The 25,290-nt window shown below is 63.2% G+C and carries 36 protein-coding genes; 8 read left to right on the forward strand and 28 right to left on the reverse strand.

Annotated features, from left to right (window positions below; translation table 11 throughout):
* Position 1: 1 nt before the first annotated feature.
* From U1707_RS10085 to U1707_RS10165, 17 genes are all read right to left on the reverse strand, one after another.
* Entirely contained in the window at positions 2 to 1,588 is a 1,587-nt protein-coding gene (locus U1707_RS10085; RefSeq protein WP_332799953.1) for a phage tail protein, read from the reverse strand.
* Positions 1,581 to 1,916 (reverse strand): DUF6950 family protein, encoded by a 336-nt coding sequence (locus U1707_RS10090; protein WP_332799954.1) that lies wholly within the window; start codon positions 1,914 to 1,916, stop codon positions 1,581 to 1,583. The genes U1707_RS10085 and U1707_RS10090 overlap by 8 nt, the downstream gene beginning before the upstream one ends.
* Positions 1,913 to 2,506 (reverse strand): hypothetical protein, encoded by a 594-nt coding sequence (locus U1707_RS10095; protein ID WP_332799955.1) that lies wholly within the window; start codon positions 2,504 to 2,506, stop codon positions 1,913 to 1,915. The genes U1707_RS10090 and U1707_RS10095 overlap by 4 nt, the downstream gene beginning before the upstream one ends.
* Entirely contained in the window at positions 2,506 to 3,225 is a 720-nt protein-coding gene (locus tag U1707_RS10100) for a hypothetical protein (RefSeq protein WP_332799956.1), read from the reverse strand. Before U1707_RS10100 ends, U1707_RS10095 begins: the two co-directional genes overlap by 1 nt.
* Positions 3,226 to 6,729: a phage tail tape measure protein gene (locus tag U1707_RS10105; protein WP_332799957.1), complete on the reverse strand. Its 3,504-nt coding sequence runs from the start codon at positions 6,727 to 6,729 to the stop codon at positions 3,226 to 3,228.
* Positions 6,726 to 6,911 carry a hypothetical protein gene (locus tag U1707_RS10110; RefSeq protein WP_332799958.1) on the reverse strand — a complete coding sequence of 62 codons (186 nt, stop codon included), beginning with the start codon at positions 6,909 to 6,911 and terminating at the stop codon, positions 6,726 to 6,728. The genes U1707_RS10105 and U1707_RS10110 overlap by 4 nt, the downstream gene beginning before the upstream one ends.
* A gap of 68 nt (positions 6,912 to 6,979) precedes the next feature.
* Positions 6,980 to 7,414: a hypothetical protein gene (locus U1707_RS10115; RefSeq protein WP_332799959.1), complete on the reverse strand. Its 435-nt coding sequence runs from the start codon at positions 7,412 to 7,414 to the stop codon at positions 6,980 to 6,982.
* Between the two features lie 2 nt (positions 7,415 to 7,416).
* Positions 7,417 to 7,845, reverse strand: coding sequence for a phage tail tube protein (locus U1707_RS10120; protein WP_332799960.1), 429 nt, complete (start codon positions 7,843 to 7,845; stop codon positions 7,417 to 7,419).
* A 34-nt stretch (positions 7,846 to 7,879) separates the two neighbouring features.
* Positions 7,880 to 8,182, reverse strand: coding sequence for a hypothetical protein (locus U1707_RS10125; RefSeq protein ID WP_332799961.1), 303 nt, complete (start codon positions 8,180 to 8,182; stop codon positions 7,880 to 7,882).
* 5 nt (positions 8,183 to 8,187) lie between these two features.
* On the reverse strand, positions 8,188 to 8,604 hold the full coding sequence (gene gp17 / locus U1707_RS10130; RefSeq protein WP_332799962.1) for a tail completion protein gp17: 417 nt from the start codon (positions 8,602 to 8,604) through the stop codon (positions 8,188 to 8,190).
* Between the two features lie 3 nt (positions 8,605 to 8,607).
* On the reverse strand, positions 8,608 to 9,021 hold the full coding sequence (locus U1707_RS10135) for an HK97-gp10 family putative phage morphogenesis protein (protein WP_332799963.1): 414 nt from the start codon (positions 9,019 to 9,021) through the stop codon (positions 8,608 to 8,610).
* Positions 9,018 to 9,365 carry a phage head completion protein gene (locus U1707_RS10140; protein WP_332799964.1) on the reverse strand — a complete coding sequence of 116 codons (348 nt, stop codon included), beginning with the start codon at positions 9,363 to 9,365 and terminating at the stop codon, positions 9,018 to 9,020. The genes U1707_RS10135 and U1707_RS10140 overlap by 4 nt, the downstream gene beginning before the upstream one ends.
* Positions 9,365 to 9,949, reverse strand: coding sequence for a head-tail connector protein (locus U1707_RS10145; RefSeq protein WP_332799965.1), 585 nt, complete (start codon positions 9,947 to 9,949; stop codon positions 9,365 to 9,367). The genes U1707_RS10140 and U1707_RS10145 overlap by 1 nt, the downstream gene beginning before the upstream one ends.
* A 3-nt stretch (positions 9,950 to 9,952) precedes the next feature.
* Positions 9,953 to 10,258, reverse strand: coding sequence for a hypothetical protein (locus U1707_RS10150; protein ID WP_332799966.1), 306 nt, complete (start codon positions 10,256 to 10,258; stop codon positions 9,953 to 9,955).
* Positions 10,259 to 10,309: 51 nt separating this feature from the next.
* Positions 10,310 to 11,623, reverse strand: a complete 1,314-nt coding sequence (locus tag U1707_RS10155) for a phage major capsid protein (protein ID WP_332799967.1) — start codon at positions 11,621 to 11,623, stop codon at positions 10,310 to 10,312.
* 31 nt (positions 11,624 to 11,654) lie between these two features.
* Complete coding sequence (locus U1707_RS10160) at positions 11,655 to 12,281, reverse strand: HK97 family phage prohead protease (RefSeq protein ID WP_332799968.1); 627 nt, start codon at positions 12,279 to 12,281, stop codon at positions 11,655 to 11,657.
* On the reverse strand, positions 12,278 to 13,480 hold the full coding sequence (locus tag U1707_RS10165; protein WP_332800475.1) for a phage portal protein: 1,203 nt from the start codon (positions 13,478 to 13,480) through the stop codon (positions 12,278 to 12,280). Before U1707_RS10165 ends, U1707_RS10160 begins: the two co-directional genes overlap by 4 nt.
* On the opposite strand from U1707_RS10165, the gene U1707_RS10170 reads away from it, so the two are divergent.
* Positions 13,413 to 13,643, forward strand: coding sequence for a hypothetical protein (locus U1707_RS10170; protein ID WP_332800513.1), 231 nt, complete (start codon positions 13,413 to 13,415; stop codon positions 13,641 to 13,643). The genes U1707_RS10165 and U1707_RS10170 overlap by 68 nt on opposite strands.
* Here U1707_RS10170 and U1707_RS10175 read toward each other — a convergent pair.
* The 4 genes from U1707_RS10175 to U1707_RS10190 all read right to left on the reverse strand — a co-directional run bounded on the left by U1707_RS10175 (position 13,630) and on the right by U1707_RS10190 (position 16,997).
* On the reverse strand, positions 13,630 to 15,447 hold the full coding sequence (locus tag U1707_RS10175) for a terminase large subunit (RefSeq protein WP_332799969.1): 1,818 nt from the start codon (positions 15,445 to 15,447) through the stop codon (positions 13,630 to 13,632). The two genes, U1707_RS10170 and U1707_RS10175, sit on opposite strands and share 14 nt — an antisense overlap.
* A complete protein-coding gene (locus U1707_RS10180) occupies positions 15,392 to 15,814 on the reverse strand; it encodes a hypothetical protein (RefSeq protein ID WP_332799970.1) in 423 nt (140 codons plus the stop codon). The genes U1707_RS10175 and U1707_RS10180 overlap by 56 nt, the downstream gene beginning before the upstream one ends.
* Before the next feature lie 275 nt (positions 15,815 to 16,089).
* On the reverse strand, positions 16,090 to 16,413 hold the full coding sequence (locus U1707_RS10185; RefSeq protein ID WP_332799971.1) for an HNH endonuclease: 324 nt from the start codon (positions 16,411 to 16,413) through the stop codon (positions 16,090 to 16,092).
* A 68-nt stretch (positions 16,414 to 16,481) separates the two neighbouring features.
* Positions 16,482 to 16,997: a hypothetical protein gene (locus U1707_RS10190; protein WP_332799972.1), complete on the reverse strand. Its 516-nt coding sequence runs from the start codon at positions 16,995 to 16,997 to the stop codon at positions 16,482 to 16,484.
* A 31-nt stretch (positions 16,998 to 17,028) separates the two neighbouring features.
* Here U1707_RS10190 and U1707_RS10195 point away from each other — a divergent pair, with 31 nt between their 5' ends.
* Positions 17,029 to 17,178, forward strand: coding sequence for a hypothetical protein (locus U1707_RS10195; RefSeq protein WP_332799973.1), 150 nt, complete (start codon positions 17,029 to 17,031; stop codon positions 17,176 to 17,178).
* A gap of 39 nt (positions 17,179 to 17,217) precedes the next feature.
* Here the strand turns inward: U1707_RS10195 and U1707_RS10200 are convergent, their stop codons facing one another.
* Together U1707_RS10200 and nusG are read right to left on the reverse strand one after the other, a co-directional pair.
* Positions 17,218 to 17,403, reverse strand: a complete 186-nt coding sequence (locus tag U1707_RS10200; protein ID WP_332799974.1) for a hypothetical protein — start codon at positions 17,401 to 17,403, stop codon at positions 17,218 to 17,220.
* A gap of 619 nt (positions 17,404 to 18,022) precedes the next feature.
* Positions 18,023 to 18,514: a transcription termination/antitermination protein NusG gene (gene nusG, locus U1707_RS10205; protein WP_332799975.1), complete on the reverse strand. Its 492-nt coding sequence runs from the start codon at positions 18,512 to 18,514 to the stop codon at positions 18,023 to 18,025.
* A 202-nt stretch (positions 18,515 to 18,716) separates the two neighbouring features.
* On the opposite strand from nusG, the gene U1707_RS10210 reads away from it, so the two are divergent.
* Together U1707_RS10210 and U1707_RS10215 are read left to right on the forward strand one after the other, a co-directional pair.
* On the forward strand, positions 18,717 to 19,088 hold the full coding sequence (locus U1707_RS10210) for a SpoIIAA family protein (RefSeq protein ID WP_332799976.1): 372 nt from the start codon (positions 18,717 to 18,719) through the stop codon (positions 19,086 to 19,088).
* A 60-nt stretch (positions 19,089 to 19,148) separates the two neighbouring features.
* Complete coding sequence (locus U1707_RS10215) at positions 19,149 to 19,490, forward strand: hypothetical protein (protein ID WP_332799977.1); 342 nt, start codon at positions 19,149 to 19,151, stop codon at positions 19,488 to 19,490.
* A 23-nt stretch (positions 19,491 to 19,513) separates the two neighbouring features.
* Here U1707_RS10215 and U1707_RS10220 read toward each other — a convergent pair whose 3' ends face one another.
* Genes U1707_RS10220 through U1707_RS10235 form a run of 4 tightly spaced genes read right to left on the reverse strand, consistent with a single transcriptional unit; the run spans position 19,514 to position 23,239 of the window.
* Positions 19,514 to 20,353 carry a DUF1376 domain-containing protein gene (locus U1707_RS10220; protein WP_332799978.1) on the reverse strand — a complete coding sequence of 280 codons (840 nt, stop codon included), beginning with the start codon at positions 20,351 to 20,353 and terminating at the stop codon, positions 19,514 to 19,516.
* Between the two features lie 2 nt (positions 20,354 to 20,355).
* Positions 20,356 to 21,780, reverse strand: coding sequence for a replicative DNA helicase (locus tag U1707_RS10225; protein WP_332799979.1), 1,425 nt, complete (start codon positions 21,778 to 21,780; stop codon positions 20,356 to 20,358).
* Positions 21,777 to 22,772 carry a DUF7146 domain-containing protein gene (locus U1707_RS10230; RefSeq protein WP_332799980.1) on the reverse strand — a complete coding sequence of 332 codons (996 nt, stop codon included), beginning with the start codon at positions 22,770 to 22,772 and terminating at the stop codon, positions 21,777 to 21,779. The genes U1707_RS10225 and U1707_RS10230 overlap by 4 nt, the downstream gene beginning before the upstream one ends.
* Positions 22,769 to 23,239, reverse strand: a complete 471-nt coding sequence (locus tag U1707_RS10235) for a hypothetical protein (RefSeq protein ID WP_332799981.1) — start codon at positions 23,237 to 23,239, stop codon at positions 22,769 to 22,771. Before U1707_RS10235 ends, U1707_RS10230 begins: the two co-directional genes overlap by 4 nt.
* Positions 23,240 to 23,259: 20 nt before the next feature.
* Here U1707_RS10235 and U1707_RS10240 point away from each other — a divergent pair, with 20 nt between their 5' ends.
* Both U1707_RS10240 and U1707_RS10245 read left to right on the forward strand, forming a co-directional pair.
* Positions 23,260 to 23,490: a hypothetical protein gene (locus tag U1707_RS10240; RefSeq protein WP_332799982.1), complete on the forward strand. Its 231-nt coding sequence runs from the start codon at positions 23,260 to 23,262 to the stop codon at positions 23,488 to 23,490.
* A 102-nt stretch (positions 23,491 to 23,592) separates the two neighbouring features.
* Positions 23,593 to 23,784 (forward strand): hypothetical protein, encoded by a 192-nt coding sequence (locus tag U1707_RS10245; protein WP_332799983.1) that lies wholly within the window; start codon positions 23,593 to 23,595, stop codon positions 23,782 to 23,784.
* Positions 23,785 to 23,895: 111 nt separating this feature from the next.
* Here the strand turns inward: U1707_RS10245 and U1707_RS10250 are convergent, their stop codons facing one another.
* Positions 23,896 to 24,156, reverse strand: coding sequence for a transcriptional regulator (locus U1707_RS10250; RefSeq protein ID WP_332799984.1), 261 nt, complete (start codon positions 24,154 to 24,156; stop codon positions 23,896 to 23,898).
* 229 nt (positions 24,157 to 24,385) lie between these two features.
* Here U1707_RS10250 and U1707_RS10255 point away from each other — a divergent pair, with 229 nt between their 5' ends.
* Together U1707_RS10255 and U1707_RS10260 are read left to right on the forward strand one after the other, a co-directional pair.
* The gene (locus U1707_RS10255) at positions 24,386 to 24,958 is read left to right on the forward strand and encodes a S24 family peptidase (RefSeq protein WP_332799985.1); all 573 of its coding nucleotides are present in this window, start codon (positions 24,386 to 24,388) and stop codon (positions 24,956 to 24,958) included.
* Positions 24,958 to 25,182, forward strand: coding sequence for a hypothetical protein (locus U1707_RS10260; RefSeq protein ID WP_332799986.1), 225 nt, complete (start codon positions 24,958 to 24,960; stop codon positions 25,180 to 25,182). Before U1707_RS10255 ends, U1707_RS10260 begins: the two co-directional genes overlap by 1 nt.
* The last annotated feature ends 108 nt before the right edge of the window (positions 25,183 to 25,290 follow it).

Raw genomic sequence — 25,290 nt, forward strand, 5'->3', positions numbered from 1 at the left:
ATTAGGGTTCGATCGCTGCGATGCGATCTTCCAGCTGCCTGATCTGCGCTGGGGTATAGGTGATGCCGCCGCTTGAAACCGCGCCGGCGGACCCGGCGGTTGCGGCATTGGCGATGACGTCCCCGATCAGCACTGCTTGGTCGATCGTCTGCACCGCACCGCGATCAATCTCGTCGTCGACCGTCCAGGCGTACATATCCTCGTTCTCTTCGCGAACGCTGACGGGGACGCCGAAGTCGGGCGAGATAGACCAGTTCGCCACCGTGAACGCCGTATTCGCCAGTCGGGGGTAGCGATTGCCGCCCAGCATTACGGTATCCATCGGGGCGAGACCGAGCCCGTTGATGTTCAGCGGTAGCGACAGGGTGATGCCCGCGCCGCCTTGGAGCAGCCGGATTTTCTGGATCCGCTGCCCGCGCGTGCGGCTTTTCACGAACGGCAGGTCGAGCGACCCTTGCGCGATGTCCGGCGAGGGGATCGAGCGGGGCGGCAGCTCGTCGGCGACATAGAGCTTGTCGGGATCGTTCCAACTCGCGCTGATCTCGGTCACGCGCTGGTCCCCCGGGGTTAGGAGGTCATACGCGACCGCGTCGGCGAGGTCGTCTTCGCTTATGGTCGCAGAGACGGGCACCCAGTAGCCGGCGCGGGCAAGCATGAGGCCGCCAGAATAGGTGAAACGACCCGCCATGTTATCGACAAGGATGCCGCGGACAGAGCTGGGATCTGCACCCGTCTGCATGTAGCCGTCGAGCGTATAGCGAGGCTCCGAGCCGCCGGCCTTCAGCGGGACTTGCTCGTCGCAGACGTTCGCCTCGGTCGCGACCCAGTCCCAGTCGATCTCTTCCGGGTAGCAGCCGAAACCGCCATCCTCGCGCGGCAGCGCCATCCACCAGTAGAAGGCGAGAATGGCATTGTTCGAATACCCGGTCGCGTCGGTGCGCGGATCGTAGATTTCATCCGATCCCTCGACCTCACAAGTGATGATCGGGCGACCAGCCTGAACGATGTCGTCGGTCATTTCGAACTTCGCATAGACCTTCGCGACGTTCCGGCCGCGGTGATTTGTCGTCCACTTGCCGCCGCACTCGGCAACGAAGGTAGAGTTTGCGGCGGCGTCGTAATCGCCGCGCTCGAACCAGAGCCATGCATGCCCGGCATACTTGCCCGACGTCACCATGCCCGCGCCGTTGACCGATACTACCTCGTCATTGAGATACCACCTCGTCAGGCCCTTTACGCGGTGACCTGCGACGACCCAGACGAAATAGCGGTGTGATTTGCCGACCGGGTGAAAGAACGCCATCTTCAACGACATCGCTCGGCATTTGCCGATGATGATCTGACTATCCGCCAAGCTCTGCGCGTAATTCTCGGGCTCGCGCTTTGTGCCAGGCGGCGGAATGAGCGCGTTCAGGGCGAGCGTAGCGACTGTGGCGAACACGGCCGCGCCAATCGCGCCGACGACGCTCGCAGCGATGCCGGTGAGGCTCAAGGCCCCGGCGATCGATAGGCCGCCCGTGGGGGCCGCCAGCGCGATTGCGGCCGCCGCGATGGCGATGCCTGCGACGATCTTGACGACCTTACCCATGACGGACGCCCCAAACTTGATCGACGTGAACCGTCGGCGAGGTTTCGCCGCCGAAGAACTCGGCAAGAGGGCCGCGACATATGCCGAGCGCCCAGCCCTGCCGAACGATGTCCCCGCGCATCGCCTGCCGGCGCGGGATGGCGGGGCCCATTGCGGCCGTGACAACGCCGCCCAGGTCTCGAACGCCGAGGCGATGCATCATGGCGGCGAACTCCCGTGGTCGGCGTGGCATGGCGCCGACAATGTCGCTGACGTCGCGCCCGGTTTGGTCGAGAACGTGATCGCGCCAGAGGTCCCCGCAATGGCGGCCCCAGTCGGGGTCGCTCAAAGCACCGCGTCCTGTTTGGCTTTCGCCCAGAGGATCGGGATGCTCGGCAGCTGGGGCATGTATTCGAAGAACCGGTCGCCCGGATATTTCTTCTGTTGCGCGGCGTCGGTGTAACGCTTGATCGAGGGGCGGCGCTGGTCGAGCATCCGGCTTTCACCGGTGACGATCACGCTAAGGTCCACCCCGTCGACGATCTGATAGCTGTCGAGCTTCGCCCTGGTGAGCAGCTTGTAAGCTTGGACGATCTGCCGGGTCTCGTTCAACGCGCCGATGTAGACGCGGAAGTCGGCACCGCGCACCGCCTGCTCTTCGATATGGTCGCGATGTTCGGACGGGATGCCGACGATCGTCACCTTGACGCCCGGCGCTGAGCCGTCGGTGCTTTCGCCGATCGACTCAAGCGAGCCGATGCACTTGCCCTCTTCGGAGCCGATCCCGACCCAGTCGGCGTCGGCGAAACTGATCTCACCGCTGCCCGTCCAGATGAACACCGGGTCGGGCAGGTTAATGCCGACAGCGAAAAACGGACGAACGACGTCCTTCTCGATCTCGGCTTGAAGCGCGGGCGGTATCTTGCGGATACGGGGCATCAGCTCGGCACCTCGACAAAGTCGAGCGTGTATTCGGTCAAATCGCCGACGGACGTCTCGTTTGCGCCGGCGTCATCGGAAACGAGCTGGTATCGTCCGGGCGGCTGGATCGTGATCGCGCCGCCGGCAGGGACGTCGAAGTCGAGCGGCGGGATGAAGCGGACGACCGCGCGACCGTTACCATCCGCGACCGAGGGCCGAAGGATGATATGAGGCCGCCCGTCGCCGCCGATCATATCGCCCGGCAGAAACACCGGCTCGTTCGGAAGGAAGCCCTCGAACGCCATCTCGGTTGCGCCTCGTGCCGCCGCTTCGTTCAGCGGCTCGGACTCCGCCGGAATGATGAAGCGCTCGCCCATGTCGAACTCTTCGCCGTTGGCGAAAGGATAGCGGACGCCCGCAAATTGCGAATAGTAGCGCCGCAAGCCGGGCGGATACGGGCGGCGAAAGTCCCAAAGCTCGGTCGTCTTCGCGCCGCCCTCTTGCTCTGCGATCCACGCGTCCATTTCGCCGCCCCAGGCGTCCGCGCCTTCGTATCCGTCGTATCCCGTGCGGAACGTCACGCGGGCAACCCAAAGCGGTTTCGACAGGCTCAAGGTCTTTACAGCGCGGGTCCAAGGACTTTGCGAGCGACTGTTGTACGGCTGGAGGTAGAACATCGCCCGGTAAGGGCGGGCGTTCTCCGGGAAGGGAACGTCGGGAAGCAAATACTCCGGCATCTACTTCCCCCCCGCGCGGCGGCGATTGGCTTCGGTCACTGCCGACATGACCTGCGACTTCGTCTGTTGCGCGTTGGCCTGGACGTATGCCTTGTCGGCAATGTCGACGGCGCCGGTGTAGGTGATCGGCATATGAACGACGGTCGTACCTACGGGCCCGTTGTCGTTGGCCTTGCTGATATTGACGTGCTCGCCGACCGAACCGCGGAACATCACGAGGTTCTTGTCGATGCCCGCCTGCCCGCCGATCCTGAACGATCCGCCAGTCTTGAAGCCCGGCAGCTTCAGCCCTGGATCCGCAACGCTCATCGGTCCGCCGGCACCGCCCCAGCCGCTCATATCGACCGGCCCGATCGTGCCCGCACCGGTGCCCTTGCCGAAGACGCTGCCGAGGATCGAACCGATCGCGCCCATGAAGCCGCCACCGCTGCCGCTCGTTCCGTCACCAGCCTTCGAGAATAGCTTCGCGATGGCGTCCGAAAGCGAGTTGAGCGCCTCTTCGAGCCCCTTGGCGACGCGATCCTTCCACCAGTTCTTGATCCAGCCCTTCAGGTCGCCGTCTAGCGCCGCCTGGAACCCGCCCTTGATCGTGTCGCGGAAGATGCCCTGCTGACGAGCCTGCTCGTCCTGCATGGCTTCCGTCATCGCCTGCGCATGTGCCGCCTCGGGCGAAAGCCCCTGTTCGCGCTGCAACTCCCGCTCGCGCTGACGAACCGCGATCTCGCGCTCGAGCTGCCGGATGCGCTCGTCGCTGTCGCCGCGCGCTTGGGCGAGCTTCAGTTCCCGATCCTGCGCGTCGTCCGCCAGCAATTGAGCGCGGACGGTTGCCCGCGTGGCATCGATTTCGGCTTGCTGCTTTTGCGCGCGAATCGTCGCGTCGACCAGCGACAGGCCGTCGCGCTGGAACCCGAGGATACGATCGCGGACCTCTTGCTGCCGCTCCAAGCTTTCTTCGAGCGTCCGGTTCCCGGCGATGCTCGCAAGCTGGATCTGGTGCGACAGCTCGTCGCGCGCCAAGTCCTGCGCGAGGCCGTCGCGGCGCGCGGCGTCCAGCGTTGCCATGTCCCGCGTCGCCGCGGCCGTGGCGGCAGCGAGCGACAGCCCCGTCCGCTGATAGGCCTCGATCTGCTTTGACAGGTCCATCTTGCGACGAAGGGCTTCCTCCGCGGCGAGGTCACCACGAAGCCGAGCGGCGTCGATCTGCACTTGAAACTCAAGCTGGTCGCGGTTCTCTTGGTCGCGCGACGTGTCGCGGCCCTTCGGGGCCTTCTTCGTCTTCTTGGTCTTCTCGTCGCCACCGAAGTCGACCGAGCGCTTCGGCTTCGGAGGCGGTGCGGTTTCCTTCGGCTTTTCGGGCAGCGGCGGAGCCTTGTCGGGAGCGGCCGCGCCGAACCCGAGACGCTCTTTCATGGCTGCGTATTTGTCGCCGATCCACTTCGCGGCGTTGCCGATCCACGTCATCAGCCCACCGAACTTGTCGACGAGCCACGCCTTGACGCCCTCATAGACGCTCTTCGCAGATGCGACGACGTTCGGGAACGCGTTGGTAACGTAGTTGACGCCGCTCTGTACGGCCTCGCCGAACCACGCCATGACGGACGAGAACCCGTCCGACAGCCAAGCCTTAGCTGCTTCGTATGCGAGGCGCATCGGGACCTCGATGTCGGGCACAAACGCGACGATCATATCGACTATCGTGCCGAACACGGCTTCGATCATGCGGCCGGACGCCTCCCAAGCCCCCGCGAAGTCGCCACTGAGCAACGCCGACACGCCATCGACAAACGCGGCGAGGACGTCGACAAAGCCCTCGATCGCCTGAACGCCGGCGGCCATGACGTGGACCAGCACCTCGCCGAACATGGCGAGGACGCCGCCCAGGACGGTCCCGATCACGTCTGCGAGCCCGCTGATAACGTCCACGAGGAAGCCGAACGCGGAACCGATCGGCCCGCCGGAAAGCGCGCCGAAGATACCCGACAGCTTCGCCATGATCGCTTCAAGCGGCGGACCCAGCGTAGCGACCATCTTGTCCCACACCTGCCCGAGCACGATCATAATCGTGTCCTTGAACAGCAGGAAGGCGCCGATCGCCCAGCCGACCGGCCCGAGGAACGCAGCGAAGCGCCCGGCAATCATCGTCAGCACCCGAGTCAGCCCGTACTCACCGAGCAAGCCGATGATCGTCGACACGGGCGAAATGAGAAGCCCCAGCGCGCGGCCGATCAAGCCGAACTTCGACGCCGCGAAGTTCGCGAGGAAGATCGCACCCAGGTGACCGACGACGAGTAGGAGCGGACCGATCGCCGCGGACATCGCGGAGAATGCCGCGCCAATCTTCAGCATCCAGGGCGGAGCGTTCGAGATCGTTTCGAGCAGCGAGGCGTAGCCGTTCTTGAGGGCGGTCAGTGGCGACAGCAGGCCGCCCTCGATGCCGAACGCGATCTTCAGGCTTTCCCATGCGACAGCGATGCGCTTGCTCGCAGCTTCGGAGCCTTCGAGCCGCTTCGCGATCTTGGCTTCGACGTCGCCGCCCGCGATCTCCGACTGCAGCTTCTCGAAACCTTCGCGGCCCTGCTCCATGAGCCCGATCGCCGTACGCGCCGCGTCCGCGCCGAAGACCTTCTCAAGCCCCTTGCTCTTCGCCTCGTCGGTGAGGTTGCCATAGGCCTTGCGCAGGACATCGGCCTGCTCCGACAGCGGCTTCAGTTCGCCGTTGGCGTCGAAGAACGACAGCCCCAGCTTCTTCATCGCGCTTTCGGCTTCTTTGCTCTTGCCGGTTAGCGTCTGAATGTACGTTTTGAACGAAGTGCCCGCGTCCGCGCCGCTCGTGAACTGCGTGCTGGTCGCCGAGATCGCCGTCGCAAAATCCATGAAGCTGACGCCCGAGGCCGCGGCGATCGCGCCGCCCTGCCCGACCGCCAGGCGAAAGTCATCAAAGCCGAACTTCGACGTGTCGAGCGCGCCGACGACTTTCTGCACCACGCCCGGCAACTCGCCCGCGGTGACCTTGAACTGCCCCATGATGTCCGTGACCAGCGCGGACGATGCGCTCGCATCGACCATGCCCGCCGCCGATAGATCAAGCGCCGCCTTCAGCGCGCCGCCGAGAATGTCCGACGTCGAGACGCCAGCGAGCCCGAGCGCTTCGATCGCCCCGGCCGCTTCGGTCGCCCCCTTGCCGACCTGCGGCCCGAGGGTGCGCGCCTGATCGGAAAGCGCCTTCAGCTGATCGCCCGAGATATTGCCGAGCGCCGCCTCGACTTTCTTCATCTGCCCTTCGAACGAGCCCGCGCCCTTGTCGACGGCTCGCACCATCGCCGCGAACGGGACCGTGATGCCGACAGTGACACCGAGGCCGATATTCTTGATACGCTGCTCGACCGCCTGGAACTTCTCGACCAGACGACCGAGAACGCCCTCGACGCCCTTAGCGCCGGCGTCAAAGTCCGAGGTATCCGCACCGAACACAACGCGTGCTGCGCCGACCACTGCCATATTCATGAGGCGGTTCCTTCGGTGCGGATCTCGCCTACAGCTGCCGTCCATCCGGCCGCCGCGGCGTACATCATTTGCCAGCTCGTCTTCTTGGCCTTCGGCTTGACCTCGGGGGTCGAGAGAAGGTCTTTCAACGGTGTCATTTTCTTGGCGCGTCCAAGCGCCGCCGCCGTCCATGCCGCCTGCATATGCAGGTCATGTCGACTGCGAGCCGCCCGCGCTTCGCCTTCGAAGACGCGGGCGATCTCTCTAGGTGTCAGGCGCCAGAATTGTTCGGCGCAGCGACCTGTTTCGCACCAACTGGCGTGGAGCGCCGACCAGTCCCACGGACGGGTTTCACCGTCCGCTTCCGAGGGTCCGCCCCGCCCTTTGCGGCCGCCTCCGGAAACGCCTGCTCGACCGCTCGCATGATAAGCTCGAGCGATGCTTCGAGGCCGCCGACGGCGTCCATGATCTCCCCGGCCTCGACGTCCGTCATCGCGGGATGAAGGTCGGTGAGGCCGATGCGGAAGAGCTTGCGGATCGTGCGGAGCGATGGCGAATCGTTCAGCACCTTTTCGAGCCCGGTGATGTCTTCGAGCTCGAACTCGTCTTCGATCGCGCAGAGGGCGTTGGTGCCGAAAGCGAACACCCATTGTTCGCCGCCGACCTCGAAACCCAGATGCCCGCGCTGGGGGTTCGCCTGCACCATGATTATGCAGCCACCGTCAGGACGGGCTTGCCGGAGACCTTCCAAGTCGCCGAGCCGGTCATCTTGTCATCGATCGGCGTCGCGCGGGCGTGCCGGGTCGAGAACCCCTTGAACTCGAGCTTTGCACCGTTCGGGAAGACGACACGCCACGTTTCGACCACGCGGCTTGCCATATGGGCGGCGATCACGGCGTCGTCCATCAGACCCGGAACGAGGTTGTAGGTGATGGCGGCCTCGCCGGCATCGCTCCAACCGGGCTTGAACTCGCGGTGAAGGTCCGGGCTGCCGAAGTGCGTGAAGTCGACGCTGTCGCGCGACGTCTCTGGCAACGTCAGCTCGGTCATTTCTGCGAACGGGATATAGGTCGACCCAGTCACTTTGCCGAAGGTCGTCAGGGCGCCAATGTCGGTCGCCGCTACAGTCTCTGCCATGCTTTCCTCCTAATTGGCGCTGCGCGCCAAGTGGTCACTGTTGAACTTCGCCCTGCGTCGAGGCCGATACGGGGGGCAGGCTCGTCTTCGCCTGGTCGATCGGGTCGGCAGGCTTCTGCACCGGCGCTGCCCGCGCCGATTCCGTCCGCGCCTTGGGTGCCTTGCGCGCGGGACGCGCAGGCTTCGCAGGCGTCTCGATTTCGGTGGCCAGGCGAAGATTGACGAGCTCGGCGCCACGCTCGGCGGTTACCGTCATCTTCGTGCCGACCGCGACGTCGGCGTTCTCCGGGTCGATCGCTTGCTTGTCGATAAAGGGCGACGTGATCTCAATGCGCATGCTGGTCACTCCGTTGGGATAGGTGTGTGCCAGACCGAAATATCGAGACTGGTACGGTGAACGGGGCCCTCGCTGTCCTCGTCGTCGTCGCTGCGACGATCGAGGGGGATGGTGCGAAGGCGGACGCCGGGAAGATCGCCGCGGAACCCGACGAGCAGGCCGCCCGATCGACCGCGGGGAACGAGTATGTCGGCAAGGTCACGCGCCGCTTTGAAGGTGCGGCCCCAGCAATCGATTTGGACCCGGTCGCGGCTCCATCCGCTCGAACCGCCAAGGTTCATGCGCAGGCCGCCGCCGATTGAATGCAGTGTGATCGCCGGCAGCTTCGAGCCCTGCGAACGGACGCCCCAGTCGATCCGGGTTCCGACGCGATCGGAAAGCGCCGCTGTCCCCAGCAGCAAACCACGAAGAGCCTCTTCCATCGGTTAGCCCTTCCTGCCGGCCTCAAGCACGGCGTCGATGCCATCTTCGGCGATGCCCCGCATGGCCGTGTCGACGTTGCTGTCGAAGGCCGGACGAATGAACGGGCGGGGGCGCTGGCGAAAGTTGCCGCGCTCTTCCTGGATTGCCTGCGGGAGCGGCCCGGGCCCGGCATAGACTTCGATTTCAGCTATCGGGACGTTCGCCGCGGCCTGCGCCGGTGACAGCTGCGTGCCGACGGTGACGCTGCCCGCAAGTTCGCCGGTGCCGCGTGCTGCACGCGCCCGCATATCTTCGGCCATTGGCTGAAGGTTTTGCGTTATGATCGGGACTAGCGTGTCACGTCGAAGCGCTGCGCCCATCTTGCGAAGGTTGCTTTTTATTTCGTCGGTGCCTTCGATCCGCATCTTCATTTTCATGCAGATCCGTCCGTGCGGGTCGACGTGGTGATCTCGATCCCGTCCTCGCGTTCGCCCGATTCCTTGACGCCGACGATCTCATAGCCCCGCCCTTTATAGCGCAGGGTATCGGTTGCCGGGTTTAGGGCGCGCGTGACGCTGTCGGACAGCACGAGGAACCGAGACGCGAGCGTTGCAGCCTTCTCTCCAGCGCTGGACTTCTCGCCGTCACTGACGTCGATCTTTCGCGCCCAGCGGGCGGTAAGCTTGGCGGGCTCGCCCTGAACCATGGCCGTACCGTCATCACGGGCAGCGCTGCGCCAAATCTCGATCCGTCGATCTAGCTCGCCTAGGTCGATACGCATCAGCGGAAGATCCGAAAGGGATCGAGCAGGTTCTTCACCGTGATCGACATCGGCACGGCTTGAGCGATCTTGTCGTTCGCCGTCGAACGGTTGCGATAGAGGTCGCCAGCCATCAGCAGGATTGCGGCCTTTATGGACTCGGGCACGGTCGAGATTGTGGTCTCACCCACCGTGCGGGGTGCGTAGCCGGCGCGGTATTGGATCCGCACCGATTCAGGATGCACCGCAACCGAAGGCCAGCGCTTGCCGAATGCCGAGCCGATGAGCGTACCGCGGGTTTCATAGAACGCGGGCAGCAAAGTGATTTCGGTGCCGGTGTCGTCCAAATACTTAACGGCGACGATGTCGACCAATGGCGGGTACGGTAGGGCCATCGCGTCGCAGAAGACGTCTACGCGGGCTTCCAGCGTTTGCACGCCGATACACCGTCCGAGCCAGCCGTCCGGCCCGTCGATATGCGCGGTAGCTGCCGCCACATACGATGCGATGAGTTGCGCGTCGTCGTCGCTGTCCTGCTTAAGGTGCCGCTTCGCTTCGTCGGTCGTGACGACCGGCTCAGGTGGCGTGATGACGACGACGCGCATCGTTCAAGCCGCCTTGCGCTTGGTTTCGATGACCTTGCGCAGTTCGGCGTCGGTGTGGGCGTCGCCCTTCGGCGCGTCGGCACCCTCATAAGCTGCGATCACGAGCAGCTGTGCCTTGCTGGCTTTGCTGAGATCAGCGGTCTTGAGGCTATCGCGCTCATAATCTGGCGTTGACTCTGGCGGCTTGTCGCCGAGCACGTTCAACTCGACGAGGTGCTTGACCTCGTTCTCGTCCGCCTCGCGCTTGTCACCGGGCTGATACAGGGTGGTGCCATCAAGGTGCGGCTCCTGAGCATAGAAGGTCTTCATCGGTACTCTCCGCTGGAAGGACGCGGGCGGCGATCTGCCACCCGCGCAGGGTCAGACGTTCGCGAACGCGCCCTTGATCAGCGCCGCCGGGCGCTTGACCGCGAGCGCCAGACGCTCCTCACACCGCATGGTGAGAAGATTCTTCTCGAAGTCGTCGGCGTTCTCGCTGGAGATCAGGACCTCCGGCTTGAGGCGATCGTACAGCGTGGCTGCAACCTTGAACGCGCCGACCAGGAACGTGCCGACGGCCATCGACTGGGTCGCCATCACCGGCTTGCCCCAGAGCACCGGACCAGCGACGCCGGTCGGGTTGCCGAAGATGTACCGACCATTCGCATCCTTGGTCAGTTCGATGTCGGTCCAGTCGGTCAGGTGCAGCACGATCGCATCCGACGGGAACAGGCCGAGCGACGCCTGCAACCGCGCGAGCCGGAGCTTGTCGATCTTGTTCGGCGACGCGATCGAGATGCCGGCCGGCGCGACATAGGTCGTTGCCTGCGGGTAGAGGCCGAGCAGGTTCTCGCCCGTACCGTCACCGAGCAGGATTTGACCGTCTTCGGCGAGCGCAAGACCGTAGCGCATTTCGCTGTCGACCTCCGCCTGGAGGCGGGGGGCATCGTCGAGCGCCTGGCGGGTGAGCTTCGCGAGATGGGCGATCGTGCGGACCGGCGCGGTCGCGCGGGTCCAGCCATAGTTGCTGTACGGCTTCGCGTTGCCCTCGGCGACAGGTGCGGCAGCGTTGGTCCGCAACGACTGCTTCGGATAGTCGACCGATCCCGTATCGATCGGCATGACGGTCAGCAGGTCGCGCATGATGATGTCCGGGCGCCGCGGCATGCTGACGACCTCGTTCTCGCGCTGCGAAACGATGAAGCCGCCCGCCGAATTGTTGGCGGTCGTGATCGCCTTCAGTTCGATACGGGCCGACGGCCGCTCCTTGCTCGCGAGCGACTTGATGCCGTCGCTTTCGGCGACCTGCATGCCAAAGCTCTTCGTTTCCTCGCCGAGGCCAGCCCCGCCGGGACGGGTCACCTTCTGCTCAACGTCATCGAGGCGCGCCTTCAGTTCGTCGACCATGTTGAGACGCAGCAATGCCTTGTCGGCGTTCTCCTTGGTCTCCGCGGACATGTCGCCGAACCGCTTGACCTCGCCTTCGGCCTTCTCGGCAACCTGGCGAACGGTGCTCAACGACTTTTCGAACCAGCCCTTCAGTTCGGTGCCGATCTCGCCGGCCGACTTTCCTTCGAGGCTGGGAAAGGCGGGGTGCCCATCGGGGCCGCGCATATAGCGACCGCGTTGGCGCTCCGCAGCGGTCATCGATCCGAGCAGCGCCGCAGCGCCGCCCATGAGTGCAGTCTTTCGCATTGTGTGCCCTTTCAAGGCAGGAGAATGAGGATCAGCCGCGCAGCCCGGACAGGAACTGCTCAAGCTCGTCGATTGCCTTCGCCTCGGGCTCCCCCCGAAGATGCGGCGTTGCCTTGGCGGCGATCGCCGATGCCAAGGACTTGGAGAAGCCGCCTGCATCCCGCAGGAACTCCTCGAACTCGCGGACGGACGGCATCCCACCGGCCTCCACCAGAGACTTGATCTGGGTGATGACGGCGCGGTCGTTCATGCCGACCGGCACGAGGGACACCTCATGCAGGGTCAACTCGTGCAACTGGCGCGTCTTGCCCTCGAACTTGTGGCGAAGCGTCTTGTAGCCGATCGACAGGCCGCTCAACGCCCGAGCCTCGACCAGGGCATGAGCATCACGACCAGCGTCGGATTTGATGGCGATCCGGCCCTCGACGTTCAGCCCGTCGCCGGACTCGTCGAACTTCTGCCATGCGCCCACCGGCCGCTTGTGATCGTGGAATAGAAGCATCGGAACGCTCGCGCGGCCAGCGATGGCCTTTGTCAGCGCGCCCGGCATGATGATGTCGCCGCCGTGGTCCAGGTTGCCATAACCAGCCGCAACGCCAGCGATGTAACCCGCCTCGTCGATCGACTTGATTTCGAAGCCGAAGCCTAGTTCGCTCATTGTCCGTTCTCCAGTCGGGGGGCACCATCGCGACCAAGCAATGCCGCCTTCACTCGCGCATCGATCATGGCTTCAATGTCGGCCTGATTGCCCGGACCGGATGGTGTTGCCGTCGGGGTGTGCGTCCCGAGCTGGTCGAGCGTGATGAGGTTGGATTGCACCGTCAGCAGATTGGCGCCGGGGCTTGCGTCGGGTTCGAGGTTTTCCTTTGCGCGCATCTCATTGCGCTTCATCACGCCGTTTTGACCGAGGGAGGAATACAAAGCGGCACGCGCCGTGCTGTCGGCACGAAGCAGGCTTTCAACATTGTGCTGAACGTAGAGACGACCTTGTTCGGCCGGCAGGATTAGCTGCTTCTCGATCGCCTGCTCGATCCGCTCAAGCTCGGTCCCGAGACCGAGCGTAAGCCAGGCTAGAACGATCTGCTCGATACCCGAGCCCCACATCGTTTGGCCTTGCGCCGCATGCCCGATGAGGATCGGAAAAACGCCGAACCAGCGGCAGATTTCTTCGACCGCGAAACGCCGCGTGTCTAGCAACTGGGCGTCTTCGGGGCTTAGTCCCAGCGCCTTGAAGGTGAAGCCGGGCGGCAGTGGCATAATCTTGCCAGCCTTCGTCGACCCCGCGAACTTCTCGAAGAGCGCCACAAGATCCGCGCGCTGCTCGTTGGTCGTCTTCGCGCCGGGCTGGTCCTCAACAAACCCGGAGAGCTGCAGACCGTTTGCGAAAGTCGAACCGGCGACCTCTTCGGCCGCAAGCGCGGTCGCGATCGTCTGCCGCCCGTAAGCGATCGGAGAAAGGCCGGTGTCCCCACCCGCGCCAAAGCCGCGCAGGTGGAAAATATCTTCGGCTGGCACGTCTTCCTTGCCGCCGATGAGGTAACGGCGTTTCCCGTCGGTGTCGCGATACACACCGACAGCGTCGGGGGAGAGAGGCCAAAGAGCGACGACCTGTCGATCGCCCCGACGCCCGATCCGCGCATAGGCGTTGCCGCGCAGATTGAGCGACGTGACCATGCCCTCCCAGAACTCCATCGGCGTCTGATCGGGGTTCGGGCTGATCGCGAGTACGCGGTAAAGGGTGTGATCCTCCGCCACTTCGCGACTGACTGCCGAATTGCGACGATAGACCTTGCGGCTGCATGACGCGATCGTGCGCGCGTTCAGCCGAACCGACGCCCATGCGGCCGATAGCTGCATGGTGGAATCTGCCGTCACACGCTTAGCGGCGAACGTGCCGCCACCGCCGAACGAGATATTATGCTCGCCATCCTTGCGCGTGCCATCCAGCTTCGCAGGCGCGTTGCTGGACGAGCCGCGCATCCATCCGGTGATGACCGAGGTGATCGTCATGCGTACATAACCCCGGATGCAAGGTAGCTCGACAGGTCGGGCGCAGCCTCGTCGACCGGCATCTGCAAGGGTGCCAGCGCGTTGACCGTTGCGTCGACGCCATCGATCTTATTCATCGACATCGGCGTCTCCTTCTTTGGCAGGATCGTCCCATCGACACGACGGGACACGACGGCGTTACCGACACACCACGTCATCACGGGGTTGCCATCGTGGCGCAGCAGGTGCGGGCCGGCGATGACGCGCGCCTCGAGGTTTTTTGCCGGGTCCGTCACCGACTTTGCGGACTTGTGCAGGATCGTCGCGATCGGCTCGCCGCCGTCGTCGAGATCCTCGTTCAACCTGGACGCCATCGTCTCCGCCGCGGCGAAGTGGTCGAACGTGACGCGGCGAACGCGCAGGACCTTCGTCAACTTCCGGATCCTGCGCTCGATCACATTCTGATCGACCCAGTCGCCGGCAGTCGTCTTGAGGTGCCCGCTGGCCTTCCACTGCCGGTATAGAGTGGCGTTGTTGCGGTCCGTCTGCCCGTCGCGTGTCAGCACGGCGTCCGGTAGGAAGAACCACGTCTTCACGAGCAGCTGATCGTTCGCGTCGATCGCGACCAGCGACACCGAAGTCATATCATTCTTGTGCGCGAGATCGGCACCGATGTAGCAATCGAGCCCGCGGAAGTCCGACAGACGAAGCGCGCGATCGGTGCAGGCAATCCACGCTGGAACCGAAAGCCATGCGGACGCCGCCGACATCCACTTGTTCAGGCGCTTTGTGAAGAACTCGCCTTCCTCGCCGGGTGCGCCCTTGGCCTTCACCGCCAGCCGTCGCATCGATTCGATGCTAGGCGTGACGGGCATCAGCGGGTTAGCCTTCGCCCAGTTCTTTTCGTCATACGGATCGTCGCCGATCGTACGCTCGGGCGTGAAGTCCTTCGGGCCGTCGAGGGTGAAAATGATGCCGAAGACGTGGTCGGCGACGATCGCACCCTCGAGCACCTTCGTCGAGAAAGTCCGCTGCTCGTAACAGACGCCGTCAAGGATGTAGCCGGCCGTCGTGATCTTCCAGTAGAGCGGATTGCGGCGCGCACCGTCGGCGGAATGAATGACGTCGTAGAGGCCGCGGTCCTTATGGGCGTGCAGCTCGTCGAGGACGGCGAGGTGCGGGTTGTGCCCGTCCTGCGTTGCCGACTTCGAGTTGATCGTCTGGATCGTCCCGCCGTTGATGTCGCAGGTGATGGCGCGGGCCCATGCGTGAAGACCGAAGGCTTCCTGAAGGTCCGGTGTCTTCTGCACCATGAGCTTTGCGGGGTTGAAGACCTTCTGCGCCTGGGCGCCCGTGGTCGCACCGATCAGCACCAACGGCCCCGGCTCGTCTTCGCAGGTCGTGCAATACAGCACGACACCTGCGGTCAACGTCGACTTCGCGCCTTTGCTAGCCATCTCGATATAGGTGTCGGTGAAGCGTCGAAGGCCGGTTGCCTTGTTCCGCCAGCCGAACACCATCGCGAGGATGAAAATCTGAGCAGGCTCGAGGCTGAGCGTCGGGGTTTCCCACTTGCCCTCAACGTGCGGCAAACCCTCGATAAAGTCGCAGACGTCATTGGCGTGCCAAGGGTCGAACTCGAAAGGCCAGTCCTTTTGCTTGGACCGTTTGAGATCGTCGAGATGACGCTGCCCCGCCAGGCGAACCCACTTGCAATGATTGACCTGCTTCTTGTCCGCTGCCGCCGCCTTCGCATAGGCGAGGGCGATGGCGGCGAAGTTACGCGCGGGCGCGGGCGCCGTTACGGGCGAAGCGGTTTGACGACTTGCTGGCATCGGCACCCCCACCGCCGATCCGGCTCTTCGGTCCTGCTATCCGCAGAAGCTCTTCCATCTGGCGAAGGTTCGTCAGGTAGGCCGCAGAGGGAAGCTCGCCGTCCTTCGCGCTGAAGGCGGCGCGGACCTCGGCTTCGAGCGCGCAGTATCGCGCGAGCAAGTTGCTGTCCGCCTCGGTAACCCCGGCCGCCATGACGCGGCCGATGACGTCCTGCCAAACCTCGATCGCCGCGGCGCTCAAATAGTCGGGCCGGACTGGCGGGTCGCCGGGGACGATGATCTCTGTTTTGACACCGTCGCGCACCGGCTGGAAGGTGCCGCGCGCGAGCTTGGTGCTGGGCGTTTCCGCCTTCGGTCCTCGCTTCATGCTCGGGCCTCCTGAAATTCAATGCGGCCCAAAAGTTTAATTCGCACGCGCTGAAATTAGACCCCACACGCGGTCCCCAGCGCGTTTCCTCGGTGACTTTCGACCCGCCCCTCCCCTCGTTGCGCAGCAACCACAGGCGGGATACTAACGGGTATGGATCATCGCCCCACCGCATCTGAAGCCGTGCGCAACTTGCAAGCACATGCGCGTGCTGTCGAAAGCCTGAAGCCGACCGCGGAACAGGTGGTCGCGAACATCCGGACATTCTTCCAGCGCTAAGCGCGTCGAGCCTTCGCCCTCTTCGACTCCCGCGCCGTCTTGACGACGTCGCATGGCTTGCACAGGCCTTGGTAGTTCTCGCGCTCGTCGCCCCCGCCTTCAGCCTTGGGAATGATGTGATCGGCGATCTCGGTCGCAGAGTACCGACCAGCAGGGAGACAGACCCGACACAACGGCTCCTCACGCATCACGCGGGCCCGCATCAGGTCGTGCTCGCGGCCGTAGCCTCGCGACTGCCGGCTCTCCCGCCTGGTCCAGTTCGATAGCTTACGCTCGGGCCGTACCTTGCGAGCCTTAAAGTTCGGGGGGCGGGTTGGCATCGAACGCCTCGCTTGCTCCACACTGCACTACCGGTCGAAGCGCGCTGCGCAGGAGACGATGTCGGTTACTAAGTGAACCAGATAAGGTGCACGGTGAGAACTACTGCACTGACCGCTAAACCGCATAACGCGATGAGCGCTGACGCGAAGAGCCACCAGCCGTTGATATTCATCACTCGATCGTTCGCCCGGATCCGATCATCATAATCGAGCAAAAGTTCAGTAACTTGATCAATCTCTGGCTTGCCTGTGGCTAGATCTTTTGCCCAATGCTTCGGGGTTGCCCCCGCAAGGAAGAACGCGGTCGGACGCGCCGCAATCACGGCACATGCCATGGCGAAAATGAACTCGATACCGGTCGCGAGTGCGATGAGGCCAAGGACGTTGTCGCCGTCGTCTTTGTTCGTAAGTGCCGAGGCTGCACCACCGCCCAACGCAACAACGACAGCGCCCAGAAGGCCGGCGAGAACCAGCGCCCTTTGATCGGCGGCTACGGCCGCAGTTAGCTGAGCCTGCAAACGTACGTCCGCCGAGGCTGCTAGGCGCCACCGAGACTTCTCGTCAGACGGCGGCTGCTGTGTCATGCGTTCTCCTTACCACGAATCGGGGGGCCGAATGCCAGACAAAGAAACTTCTAGCACTAAGATCATTCACGAAAGTGAGCTGGAAAAGAAGCACATCGAAAAGCACGATCGTGACTATGTTCGTAATGAGCAGCGTGACGAGTCTGATAAGGATAAGGATAAGGACCAGCGCGAAGACTAAACGGGACACTTGGCTGAGGCAGCTTCAACCGAGCTGCCTCTACGCCAATCTACCCCGTACCGCGGCTCGCAAATCCTGCGCTGCCTGCTCGACCTCAGCGATCAGGCGGTCGCTGCGGCCGTGATGTCGTGACCCGGCGGTCATATCCTCGGCGATGCGCAACACGCGCATGCCGATGGCCTCGACATGATCAGCGGTGGTGAGCCTCAATTGCGGTGCAGCCATGGTCACCTCCAGTAATTCAGACGTGCGTGGAGTCCGTATTTTCGAGGTTCAGAATACCGAACTGACTCGACAGTACGAGTTATGGAGTTAATCTAGGTTTCTTCATGAAGGCGAGTCGCACGAAGTTGCGGCTGGAGATTGTCTCATGCGGCAGTACCACGAAGCACTATCTCACCTCACAAAGGCGCTTGATGCCATGGTGGTCCAAGGTGATACGGAAGCGATCGCTACGATCGCGTACCCGATCTACGTTGTCGAGCAAGCGATGGATCGACGGCGGAGCGAAATCATCGCGGAGAAGTTTGGAAAGCCAAGTCACACGGCTGACGTTGTTCTTTGAACTACGCACTCTGATTCTAGCATGACGTAACCGTAACGCCTTCGGTCGATTTCAATAGCGTTGTGATTCACTGAGGTGGTGCGGCCGTCGCCGCCCCCAAACATAGCTACTCGAAAGCACGAAGATTCAACGCTTTACCTCGGATACGGGACAGGTCTGCTACCGTGCCGACCTCTCCATACCGTAGGACAATCGCCCGAGCGCCCTGTTCGGGCCTCTGCGTTGGGGACGAGGGCAGTAAGGCGATATCGCCAGCCGGTCACGCTCGTCGCGAGCTGCTCATGCAGCGTACTTGCGAACAGGTACATTGCGGGAACGCAGCTGTAAAGTCTCAACTTTCACCTCTTGCGCCCGCCCGAAGAGGCTGACGATGACCGTGGTTGTCAGCCCATCGCTAAGGTCGACGAAGCCCTCGAACCCTGTGAACGGTCCAGTCGTGAAGGTCACGACGTCCCCGACATCATAGGACTTCCCTCGAGCTTTGCCCGGAGCCTTTCCGCTTGCTGGCAGGGACGACCTGTAACTGTCTTGCTGCATGGCTCGGATCGGCGACAGCTCGCGATCCCGAACGAATACGGTCTCGCCGTAATATCGGAAGATCGAGAAGCGTGGGTGGGGCGAGACGTCCATGCGTTCGATGCGCTGTAGGTCGGCAAGATGGTTACGGCGTGCAAATGCATAGGTCGGCGCCAGGGGCACGATACGATACTCCGTGCTCTTGCTGCGAGGCACCCGGCGCTTGATGTGCTCGGTCGGTGTCCACACGTCCATGCCCGCATCCTGAAGGGACGCGACAAGGCCCAACGTGCCTGGCCCCGACATACGCAGAATGCACCAATCGCTTGCTGAGTGCTCGTCGTTTCCCCGCCCCATCGTATCAGCCCTCGCCCATTGTTGATTTAGTTTCGGTTTGCGTCTGGCCCGCACGATCGATGGCATCACTTTGGTAAGGTGGGGCTGATATAGAACCGGAATGGCCCCCACATTTTCGATCGTCGCCGATCCGGCGCTCAGCCTGGTGAGCATTGAGATGAGCGGGTTCTTCGAACCAAGTGACGTCTATGCTTTTGAAACGGCTCGGGACGCGGCACACAGCCAGCTCAGATGCAAAAGCAACGAGCACCTTACGCTGGTCGATATGCGCGACATGCTCATCCAGTCGAAGGAAGCGGTCGCCGAGTTTCAGCGCTTGCTGAACAACCCCGCGTCGAAGTCCAAGCGGATTGCTATCGTCGTGAGCCCGACCCTTGCCCGCACGCAAATTAAGCGAGCGGCCGAACGCAGAGACGTGAAGTATTTCACCGGGGGTACGGCAGAAGCCCGAAATTGGCTCCTCGCCGGCTGACGGGTCGGTGCCCGGCCTGATCTCTCGCGCGTTGGTCGTGCCAGACCCAAGGAGACTGCAATGACCGAGAGCGAAGCACCCGAGCCCGTCGACAACGTCAGCATCAAGTCGAACGACGCCGATCGGACGGCCGACGGCTTTGGCAAAGGCGAAGGCTATTCCGGCGACGAGTACGACGGCAAAGACCACGCTGCGGAGCGCCACCTGCAGAATCGCGATGGTGCGCGCAACGCTGGTGCCGGTGAACCCGCCGACGGTCGCGACATCCCGCCGGAAGCCGGCAAGCGCGCCTACATCGATAACAAAACCGGTGAGGTCCACGGCAGCGGATCGGGTGCTGGCGGTGGCAACCCCGGCGAAGATATCGACCTCGACACGTCGCGGAGCGGCCCCGAGGAATAACGAGGGGATGGAGCACGCAGCGATCACGCGTGCTCCTCCAACTGTCGGACGTCGACCGGCGGACCCGGTATCGCCATCCGTCGGTAGCGTTCCGCAGTGGACCGGCTGGCCTCTCGAGCCTCGTCCTGTGCCGCGACCTTCGTTCGCAACCTGGCCTCGATCCAGGACACGGGCTCAGCTCGGCCGGCAGCGCTGAGCAACGCTGCGTTCGTCGCCTCCTCACCGTGAGTGTTGAACCACTTGGCAATCAGGGCGCGGGCCGACTTGGCCGTCAGCCCCGCTTCGCCCAGCAGCGCCACGCCAGCGTCGAACAAAGCCTTTTTCGGATCGATCGGCGGCGGCACGGCGCCCGTTACGACAGTAACGGAATCTTTCTTCTGTCCCTCTCCCTGTCCCTTGGGAGGCTCAAGGACTGCTAAAGTTGTCCCTGAAGGATCGCTTTGGGAATGCTGTTGCTCGTCCTTCTGGGATCCCCACCGTTTGCTGCTCCCCTTCTTGGAGCGCTCCCGATAGGACAATTTCTTGGCCCAAGCCTCGGTAGCTTTCTCGCATACAACGGGGTGATACAAACGACCGTCGCTACACTCGACGAAGCCGCGCATCGCGATTGTCTTCAACTTTTTCCATTTCGCGCCCGCGCCAGACAAGTGAGCGAGTACGCGGTCATCGGCTGGCAGGCTGCCTGCTGGCACCTGCTGCCAAGCCTTACACCATAGGGTGATTGCCGCCTTGAACTCGTCGCCAGTCGACAGCGCGAACAGGTCGCTGTCGAGCAGACGCACCGTATCAAGCGGCATGAAAGCGAAGTCCCTGAGGTCGCAATCGACAGGTGTCAGAGGGGCAGGCAGATCAACGTTCGGCATCGTTATGCACCTTCCCTGGAACTGTAGAAATCGCTGCCGCGGACGGCTGAGTTTGCGCCGAAGAACCAGCCCAGGGCCTTGCCCGAGGGGCCGCTGCGACGTTTGGGGACGAGGAACTCGACCTTGTTGCGCACGGCCTCCATGTCGGTCCGCCACGCCTCATATTTGGCGCCGAACTGATCCTCCGGTTCCTGCTTCTTCAGGTATTCCTCCTCTCGGTAAACGAAGAGGATCACGTCGGCGTCCTGCTCGATCTGCCCGCTGTCGCGAAGGTCGGACGGCATCGGCCGCTTGTCCGGACGCTTCTCGACGTCGCGGCTGAGCTGCGCCACCGCCATCACGACGAGGCCCTCGGACTTGGCAAACTGCTTGAGCCCGACGCTGACCTCGCTCGCGTGCTCGTACGGCGACATGCCCTTGCGACTGTGCGCCATCAGCTGGAGGTAATCGACGACGACCAGCTCGAGCTTCTCACCCTTAGCGGCTAGCCGACGCTTATGACTGCGCGCCTGGCGGATCAATTTCGCCAACGTCAGACCCGACGTCTCGTTGATCTCGATCGGCAGTTCGTCGAACCGCGTCTTGGCCGACAGCACGGCGTCCATCTCATGCGGGCGAACCGTCCCGTCTCGAACATGCTCGTACGGAACGCCGCCGCGGGGGGAGAAGGTCATGTCGGCAAGCATGCGACGGGTGAGTTCGTCCGCGCTCATCTCGAGCGAGAAGATCAGGACGCCGTGACCCATGCCGGCCGCGCCGATCGAATACGACGTGACCAGCGATGTCTTGCCCATGCCGGGGCGGCCACCGACGACGACAAGGTTAGACGGGCGCAGCACGCCGATCGCACCGTCGAGCGAGTTGATCGTCCCGCATCGGACGCCGATGATCGGTTTGCCGAAGCTGTCGATGACAGCCTGCGCATACTCGCCGACGGATGCCTGTGCGGTGACGACCTGTTCCGCCAGTTCGGCGACCGCTTCGTCAGCGTCGGCGACTAGCTCCTCGCGTGTCACCGAAAGATTGCGCGCCGATGCTACGACGTCCTTCAGGCCTGCGACCATACGCCGCCGGCTCGACAGCATCGTGATCTGGTCGAAGTACGCTTTGGTACGCGCCTTCGGCCCGGCATTGAGGTTGGCGGCGGCGAGCACCGAATAGGCGCGCGGCCATTCGCCGTCCTCAGCGAAGTGCGGAGCCAACGTCACCACGTCGACCGCGCCCGATGCCGACTGTTCGATCATCTTGCCGTAGATGCGGCCATACAGCGGGACCGAGAAGTCGGCGGGCCGGCAACGATCGGCGACCTCGTCGATCAGTCGGTTGTTCGCGAGCAGATCACCGAGAAAGCCGATCTCCGCTTCCACGTTGTGCAGCGGGCTGGCGGTTTCGGCCATCGCGAACTGGTCCTCGAACGCACCACTCATGCCCGGATACCCCGGAGCTGGTCGTTCCAGTCCTTGAAGCCTTCCGCCGGCCACATGATCCGGGTCGAGTAGCCTTGCTCGATCAGTTCCTCCTCGACCTTCTCGACTGCGGCGCGGCCGGCTGCATCGTTCTGCCCTGCGATCACGATCGACACGATGCGACGCGGGTATTCGATGTACGGCATCATCGCGGTGCCCAGCGTGACCCAGACCTCGGCGCCAAGTTCCTGCGCTAGGCTCAGCCCATCCTCAGGGCCCTCGGTCACGATCAGCTCGTCGCCCACGCTGTCGGCGTCCGAGTTGATCCGCAGCGCGCCGCCCTTGATGCGTCCCAGGCTGCGCTTAGGCTTCTCCATGCGCGCTTTCTGTTTCCCACCGTCGGCGAGGAAGATGCGCTGCAGGCCAATCAGCTGATCGTTACCGTCGACGACGGCCCCCACCAGCGCCGGCAGGTCGGGACCGCATTCACCCGTATCGTCATCGTACCAGGCTGGCGTCTTCGCGAACCGGATCGTGTGCGGGATCGGCATGATAATGCCGCGGCCGCGCAGGTAGACCTCGGCAGGCGTGCCGGGTGCAGCGACCGCCTTCTCCCATACCGAACGCGCGCGATCGATGGCGCGTTGCCGGTCGCCCTCGTCTTCGGCCGCAGCCTTCGCGCGCTGCGCCGGATCCACGCCGGGCAGGCTCGCAGCACCCAGCCACTTCATCGCGTCGAGGAAGCCGAGGTTCTCGGTCTCCATCACGTACTTCACGATGTCGCCGGACGCGTTGCAACCGAAGCAATGATACGTGCCCTTGGCATCGTTCAGCTGCATCGATGGCGTGCGTTCGTTGTGGAAGGCGCAAAGCGCGCGCTTCTCGTTCTTGCCGGCGCGGACAACCTTGCGAGTGCGGGCGACCACGTCGCTGATGTTGTAGCGCTGCTTGGCCTCGTCGACCGCCTGGCGGAACGCGGCGTCACGCTCGGCTCGACCGGGAGAACGGCTCATTGCCCCCTGCCCTTCTCGGCTGCGATCATCTCGAGCCATATCGCTGTCAGCGCATGCACCCGTCGGATCAGCGTCTCGTGCGGGAGCAGCTCGTGCGGTTCGGTCAGTTTGTCGGCCTCGATCGCGATGATTGCCGGCAGCAGGTTGGCGATCGTTAGCGCCGCCGCCTCGTCACCGGTGCAGATTGCCCCGGCATCCGCCCAGCGCCCGCCGACCAGCGCGAGCAGCGGATCCGCGAACCGGCCGCCCCACTCATGGCAACCAGCAAGGAACGTCGGCAGGTCGATCGGCGAGGCGGTGTTGGCATATGCCGCCGCCCGGTCCTCTGACTTGCCGAGCACGCGTCCCATGTCGCCCCAGGTCGCGCCATCGTCGGTCTTGATCGACGTGATAACGGCGTTCTGCGTATCGACCGCGGCTGACGCGGAGAACGTACGACGGCGTCCGTGGATATGCGGTGCGTTCATGCGGCAAATGCCTCTGCATGGTGAAAGACAGGAAAGCGCGGCAACGGATCGACCTGACGGTCATCGCGATTGCCAATCTGATTGCCGCGCTGGCGGACGCGATGCGAAACGCCGACCTCGGCAACGATGTCGTGCACGGGTTCCTCGACGAGCTGGATCATCTGAACTGGATGACGATCCACGGCACGCCGCAGCGGGTGCTGAACGACATTATCGAGGTCGTTCGCGGGACGGTGCCGGTCAATGACTGAGGGTGGCACTGCGTATTCGGCTGGGCTTTTGGGGCTGCGCATTGACTCCGCAGCCCCTTCCGCCATCGTCGTGCTGCAACACACCGACGAAGGAGAATACGAATGGCTGATACCGTGCGCGTCTCGAACATGCCCGACAGCGGAAGTCCCGCGGCTGTGGCATGGGAAATGGCCAAGTACCTTCGCAACTACCTCCCGGAGACCACGGACCCCGAGGCGAAGATCAAAGCGTACCTCGACCTCTACGCAGACTGCCATTACGCCGCTCGCGGCAATCGGAACGGCATTCGATAGGCTACGCATCGCGTCCGCCCGACTTACCGAGAACGAACTCGGCGTAGGCGTGGGCGCGGCCTACCGGCGTAAATGGCGAGAGAGCGCTGCCCTCCGAAGGCAGAGGCCGGTTCATGCTGCGATATTCGCGTCAACAGACGAAGCATGTTCGATCGGATATAGATCTGGGCGGAGTTCATGGCGGCTGCCGAGCCCCGCCCGTTCGGCCTTCAAGACGTACTCGCCAGGAAGCGGCCGCGCGTTCTTGAGCCAATACGAGACTAACTGTTGCGATGTGCCGACCGCAGCGGCGAAGCGGGACTGGTTGTTGCCTGCTTTGGCCACTGCCCGCTTCAGTGCGGCGTGGAGGCATTTGGGAGACGGCTCGCTCATAAGCCAACCCCCTACAGAGGTCTTGTAGCTCGTGCAACAAGAGTTTTGTAGCACTCTCCCGACGAGATTGTTTGTAGGGTTGCGAGCGATGACGGACAAGCCAGACAGAAAACTGCCTGTAGACGCAGCCGGGTTCGCCGCATGGATCAAAGCGGAGCGTGACGCGCGTAATTGGTCGACGCCGGTCCTAGCGGAGCGCGCCCGCGCTTTCGCTCGCGCCGACGGGAGCATGATCGCGCTGACGCAGCAGACGATATCCGGTTTCGAGCAAGGCCAGGCGAAGCGTATCCCGCAGTGGATCCGCTACGTGCGAGAAGCCTTTGAGAACGACGGCGCGTTGCATAGCGCGGTAGAGGCAGAACAGCCCAAGATGCACACCGCAGACGCCGGCGAGATCGTTGAGATTATCCAGCTTGATCTCTCGTTGCCGATGGGACCCGGCGCTACGGTCGATGATTATATCGAGGAAGAGCCCGTATCCTTTGACCTGGGCTATGTCCGCGGCTTCACCCGCACGCCGCCCCACCGCCTCCGCATTGCGCGCGGGGTAGGTGACAGCATGTTTCCGACGCTCAACAGCAATGACTTGGTATGGATCGACAGCACACAGACGCGGCTCAACCAGCAGGACCGGGTATGGGCCGTGTCGATCAATGGTGCCGCTGCGATCAAGCGGTTGCGGTCGCTTCGGGATAGCCGCGTGATGGTGATTTCAGACAATCCGGCGATCGACAATTACGAGGTCGATGGCGACGAGATAATGATTGGTGGGCGCGTGATACGGTTTGCGAGGGACCTCTGATGCCATTCGATATCTCCAAAATGAACGGCAACGCAAAAGTTCGGGACGCGGGTGGAGCGTACCTAAACATTGCTATAACTATCACCCCCATAGTCGCGGCATTGAAGAAAATCGAAGAAAAGGCAGGCGTTGATCTTTCCGAAGAAATCAAGAAATTGGAAGATTTGAACGCGTCGTCTTTCGCCCGATTCACAGAAATCACGGGATGGGTTAACGATGTATGACGTTAGATAGCTCGCAGCGAGACGCGTGGACTGCGATGCAGGCATCTCGGAAGCGAGAGGACGCCGAACCGGAGCTACCCTTGTTTGGAGGGGGTGGAGGTGGCACAT

This window comes from Sphingomonas sandaracina, from assembly GCF_036663695.1.
Lineage (GTDB): Bacteria > Pseudomonadota > Alphaproteobacteria > Sphingomonadales > Sphingomonadaceae > Sphingomonas.

Coding starts and splice junctions, on each gene's coding strand:
- U1707_RS10255 (WP_332799985.1), top strand. CDS start 24,386: ATGATCGCGCTGACGCAGCAGACGATATCCGGTTTCGAGCAAGGCCAG.
- U1707_RS10115 (WP_332799959.1), bottom strand. CDS start 7,414: ATGGTGCAGGCGAACCCCCAGCGCGGGCATCTGGGTTTCGAGGTCGGC.
- U1707_RS10215 (WP_332799977.1), top strand. CDS start 19,149: ATGACCGAGAGCGAAGCACCCGAGCCCGTCGACAACGTCAGCATCAAG.
- U1707_RS10150 (WP_332799966.1), bottom strand. CDS start 10,258: ATGAAGACCTTCTATGCTCAGGAGCCGCACCTTGATGGCACCACCCTG.
- gp17 (WP_332799962.1), bottom strand. CDS start 8,604: ATGGAAGAGGCTCTTCGTGGTTTGCTGCTGGGGACAGCGGCGCTTTCC.
- U1707_RS10245 (WP_332799983.1), top strand. CDS start 23,593: ATGGCTGATACCGTGCGCGTCTCGAACATGCCCGACAGCGGAAGTCCC.
- U1707_RS10135 (WP_332799963.1), bottom strand. CDS start 9,021: ATGAAAATGAAGATGCGGATCGAAGGCACCGACGAAATAAAAAGCAAC.
- U1707_RS10195 (WP_332799973.1), top strand. CDS start 17,029: ATGCCAGACAAAGAAACTTCTAGCACTAAGATCATTCACGAAAGTGAG.
- U1707_RS10140 (WP_332799964.1), bottom strand. CDS start 9,365: ATGCGTATCGACCTAGGCGAGCTAGATCGACGGATCGAGATTTGGCGC.
- U1707_RS10095 (WP_332799955.1), bottom strand. CDS start 2,506: ATGCCCCGTATCCGCAAGATACCGCCCGCGCTTCAAGCCGAGATCGAG.
- U1707_RS10175 (WP_332799969.1), bottom strand. CDS start 15,447: ATGCCAGCAAGTCGTCAAACCGCTTCGCCCGTAACGGCGCCCGCGCCC.
- U1707_RS10155 (WP_332799967.1), bottom strand. CDS start 11,623: ATGCGAAAGACTGCACTCATGGGCGGCGCTGCGGCGCTGCTCGGATCG.
- U1707_RS10165 (WP_332800475.1), bottom strand. CDS start 13,480: ATGCAGCTATCGGCCGCATGGGCGTCGGTTCGGCTGAACGCGCGCACG.
- U1707_RS10145 (WP_332799965.1), bottom strand. CDS start 9,949: ATGCGCGTCGTCGTCATCACGCCACCTGAGCCGGTCGTCACGACCGAC.
- U1707_RS10125 (WP_332799961.1), bottom strand. CDS start 8,182: ATGCGCATTGAGATCACGTCGCCCTTTATCGACAAGCAAGCGATCGAC.
- U1707_RS10250 (WP_332799984.1), bottom strand. CDS start 24,156: ATGAGCGAGCCGTCTCCCAAATGCCTCCACGCCGCACTGAAGCGGGCA.
- U1707_RS10160 (WP_332799968.1), bottom strand. CDS start 12,281: ATGAGCGAACTAGGCTTCGGCTTCGAAATCAAGTCGATCGACGAGGCG.
- U1707_RS10120 (WP_332799960.1), bottom strand. CDS start 7,845: ATGGCAGAGACTGTAGCGGCGACCGACATTGGCGCCCTGACGACCTTC.
- U1707_RS10180 (WP_332799970.1), bottom strand. CDS start 15,814: ATGAAGCGAGGACCGAAGGCGGAAACGCCCAGCACCAAGCTCGCGCGC.
- U1707_RS10230 (WP_332799980.1), bottom strand. CDS start 22,772: ATGAGCCGTTCTCCCGGTCGAGCCGAGCGTGACGCCGCGTTCCGCCAG.
- U1707_RS10235 (WP_332799981.1), bottom strand. CDS start 23,239: ATGAACGCACCGCATATCCACGGACGCCGTCGTACGTTCTCCGCGTCA.
- U1707_RS10225 (WP_332799979.1), bottom strand. CDS start 21,780: ATGAGTGGTGCGTTCGAGGACCAGTTCGCGATGGCCGAAACCGCCAGC.
- U1707_RS10110 (WP_332799958.1), bottom strand. CDS start 6,911: ATGCAGGCGGCATGGACGGCGGCGGCGCTTGGACGCGCCAAGAAAATG.
- U1707_RS10105 (WP_332799957.1), bottom strand. CDS start 6,729: ATGAATATGGCAGTGGTCGGCGCAGCACGCGTTGTGTTCGGTGCGGAT.
- U1707_RS10185 (WP_332799971.1), bottom strand. CDS start 16,413: ATGCCAACCCGCCCCCCGAACTTTAAGGCTCGCAAGGTACGGCCCGAG.
- U1707_RS10220 (WP_332799978.1), bottom strand. CDS start 20,353: ATGCCGAACGTTGATCTGCCTGCCCCTCTGACACCTGTCGATTGCGAC.
- U1707_RS10190 (WP_332799972.1), bottom strand. CDS start 16,997: ATGACACAGCAGCCGCCGTCTGACGAGAAGTCTCGGTGGCGCCTAGCA.
- U1707_RS10100 (WP_332799956.1), bottom strand. CDS start 3,225: ATGCCGGAGTATTTGCTTCCCGACGTTCCCTTCCCGGAGAACGCCCGC.
- U1707_RS10260 (WP_332799986.1), top strand. CDS start 24,958: ATGCCATTCGATATCTCCAAAATGAACGGCAACGCAAAAGTTCGGGAC.
- U1707_RS10085 (WP_332799953.1), bottom strand. CDS start 1,588: ATGGGTAAGGTCGTCAAGATCGTCGCAGGCATCGCCATCGCGGCGGCC.
- nusG (WP_332799975.1), bottom strand. CDS start 18,514: ATGGACGTGTGGACACCGACCGAGCACATCAAGCGCCGGGTGCCTCGC.
- U1707_RS10210 (WP_332799976.1), top strand. CDS start 18,717: ATGGCCCCCACATTTTCGATCGTCGCCGATCCGGCGCTCAGCCTGGTG.
- U1707_RS10200 (WP_332799974.1), bottom strand. CDS start 17,403: ATGGCTGCACCGCAATTGAGGCTCACCACCGCTGATCATGTCGAGGCC.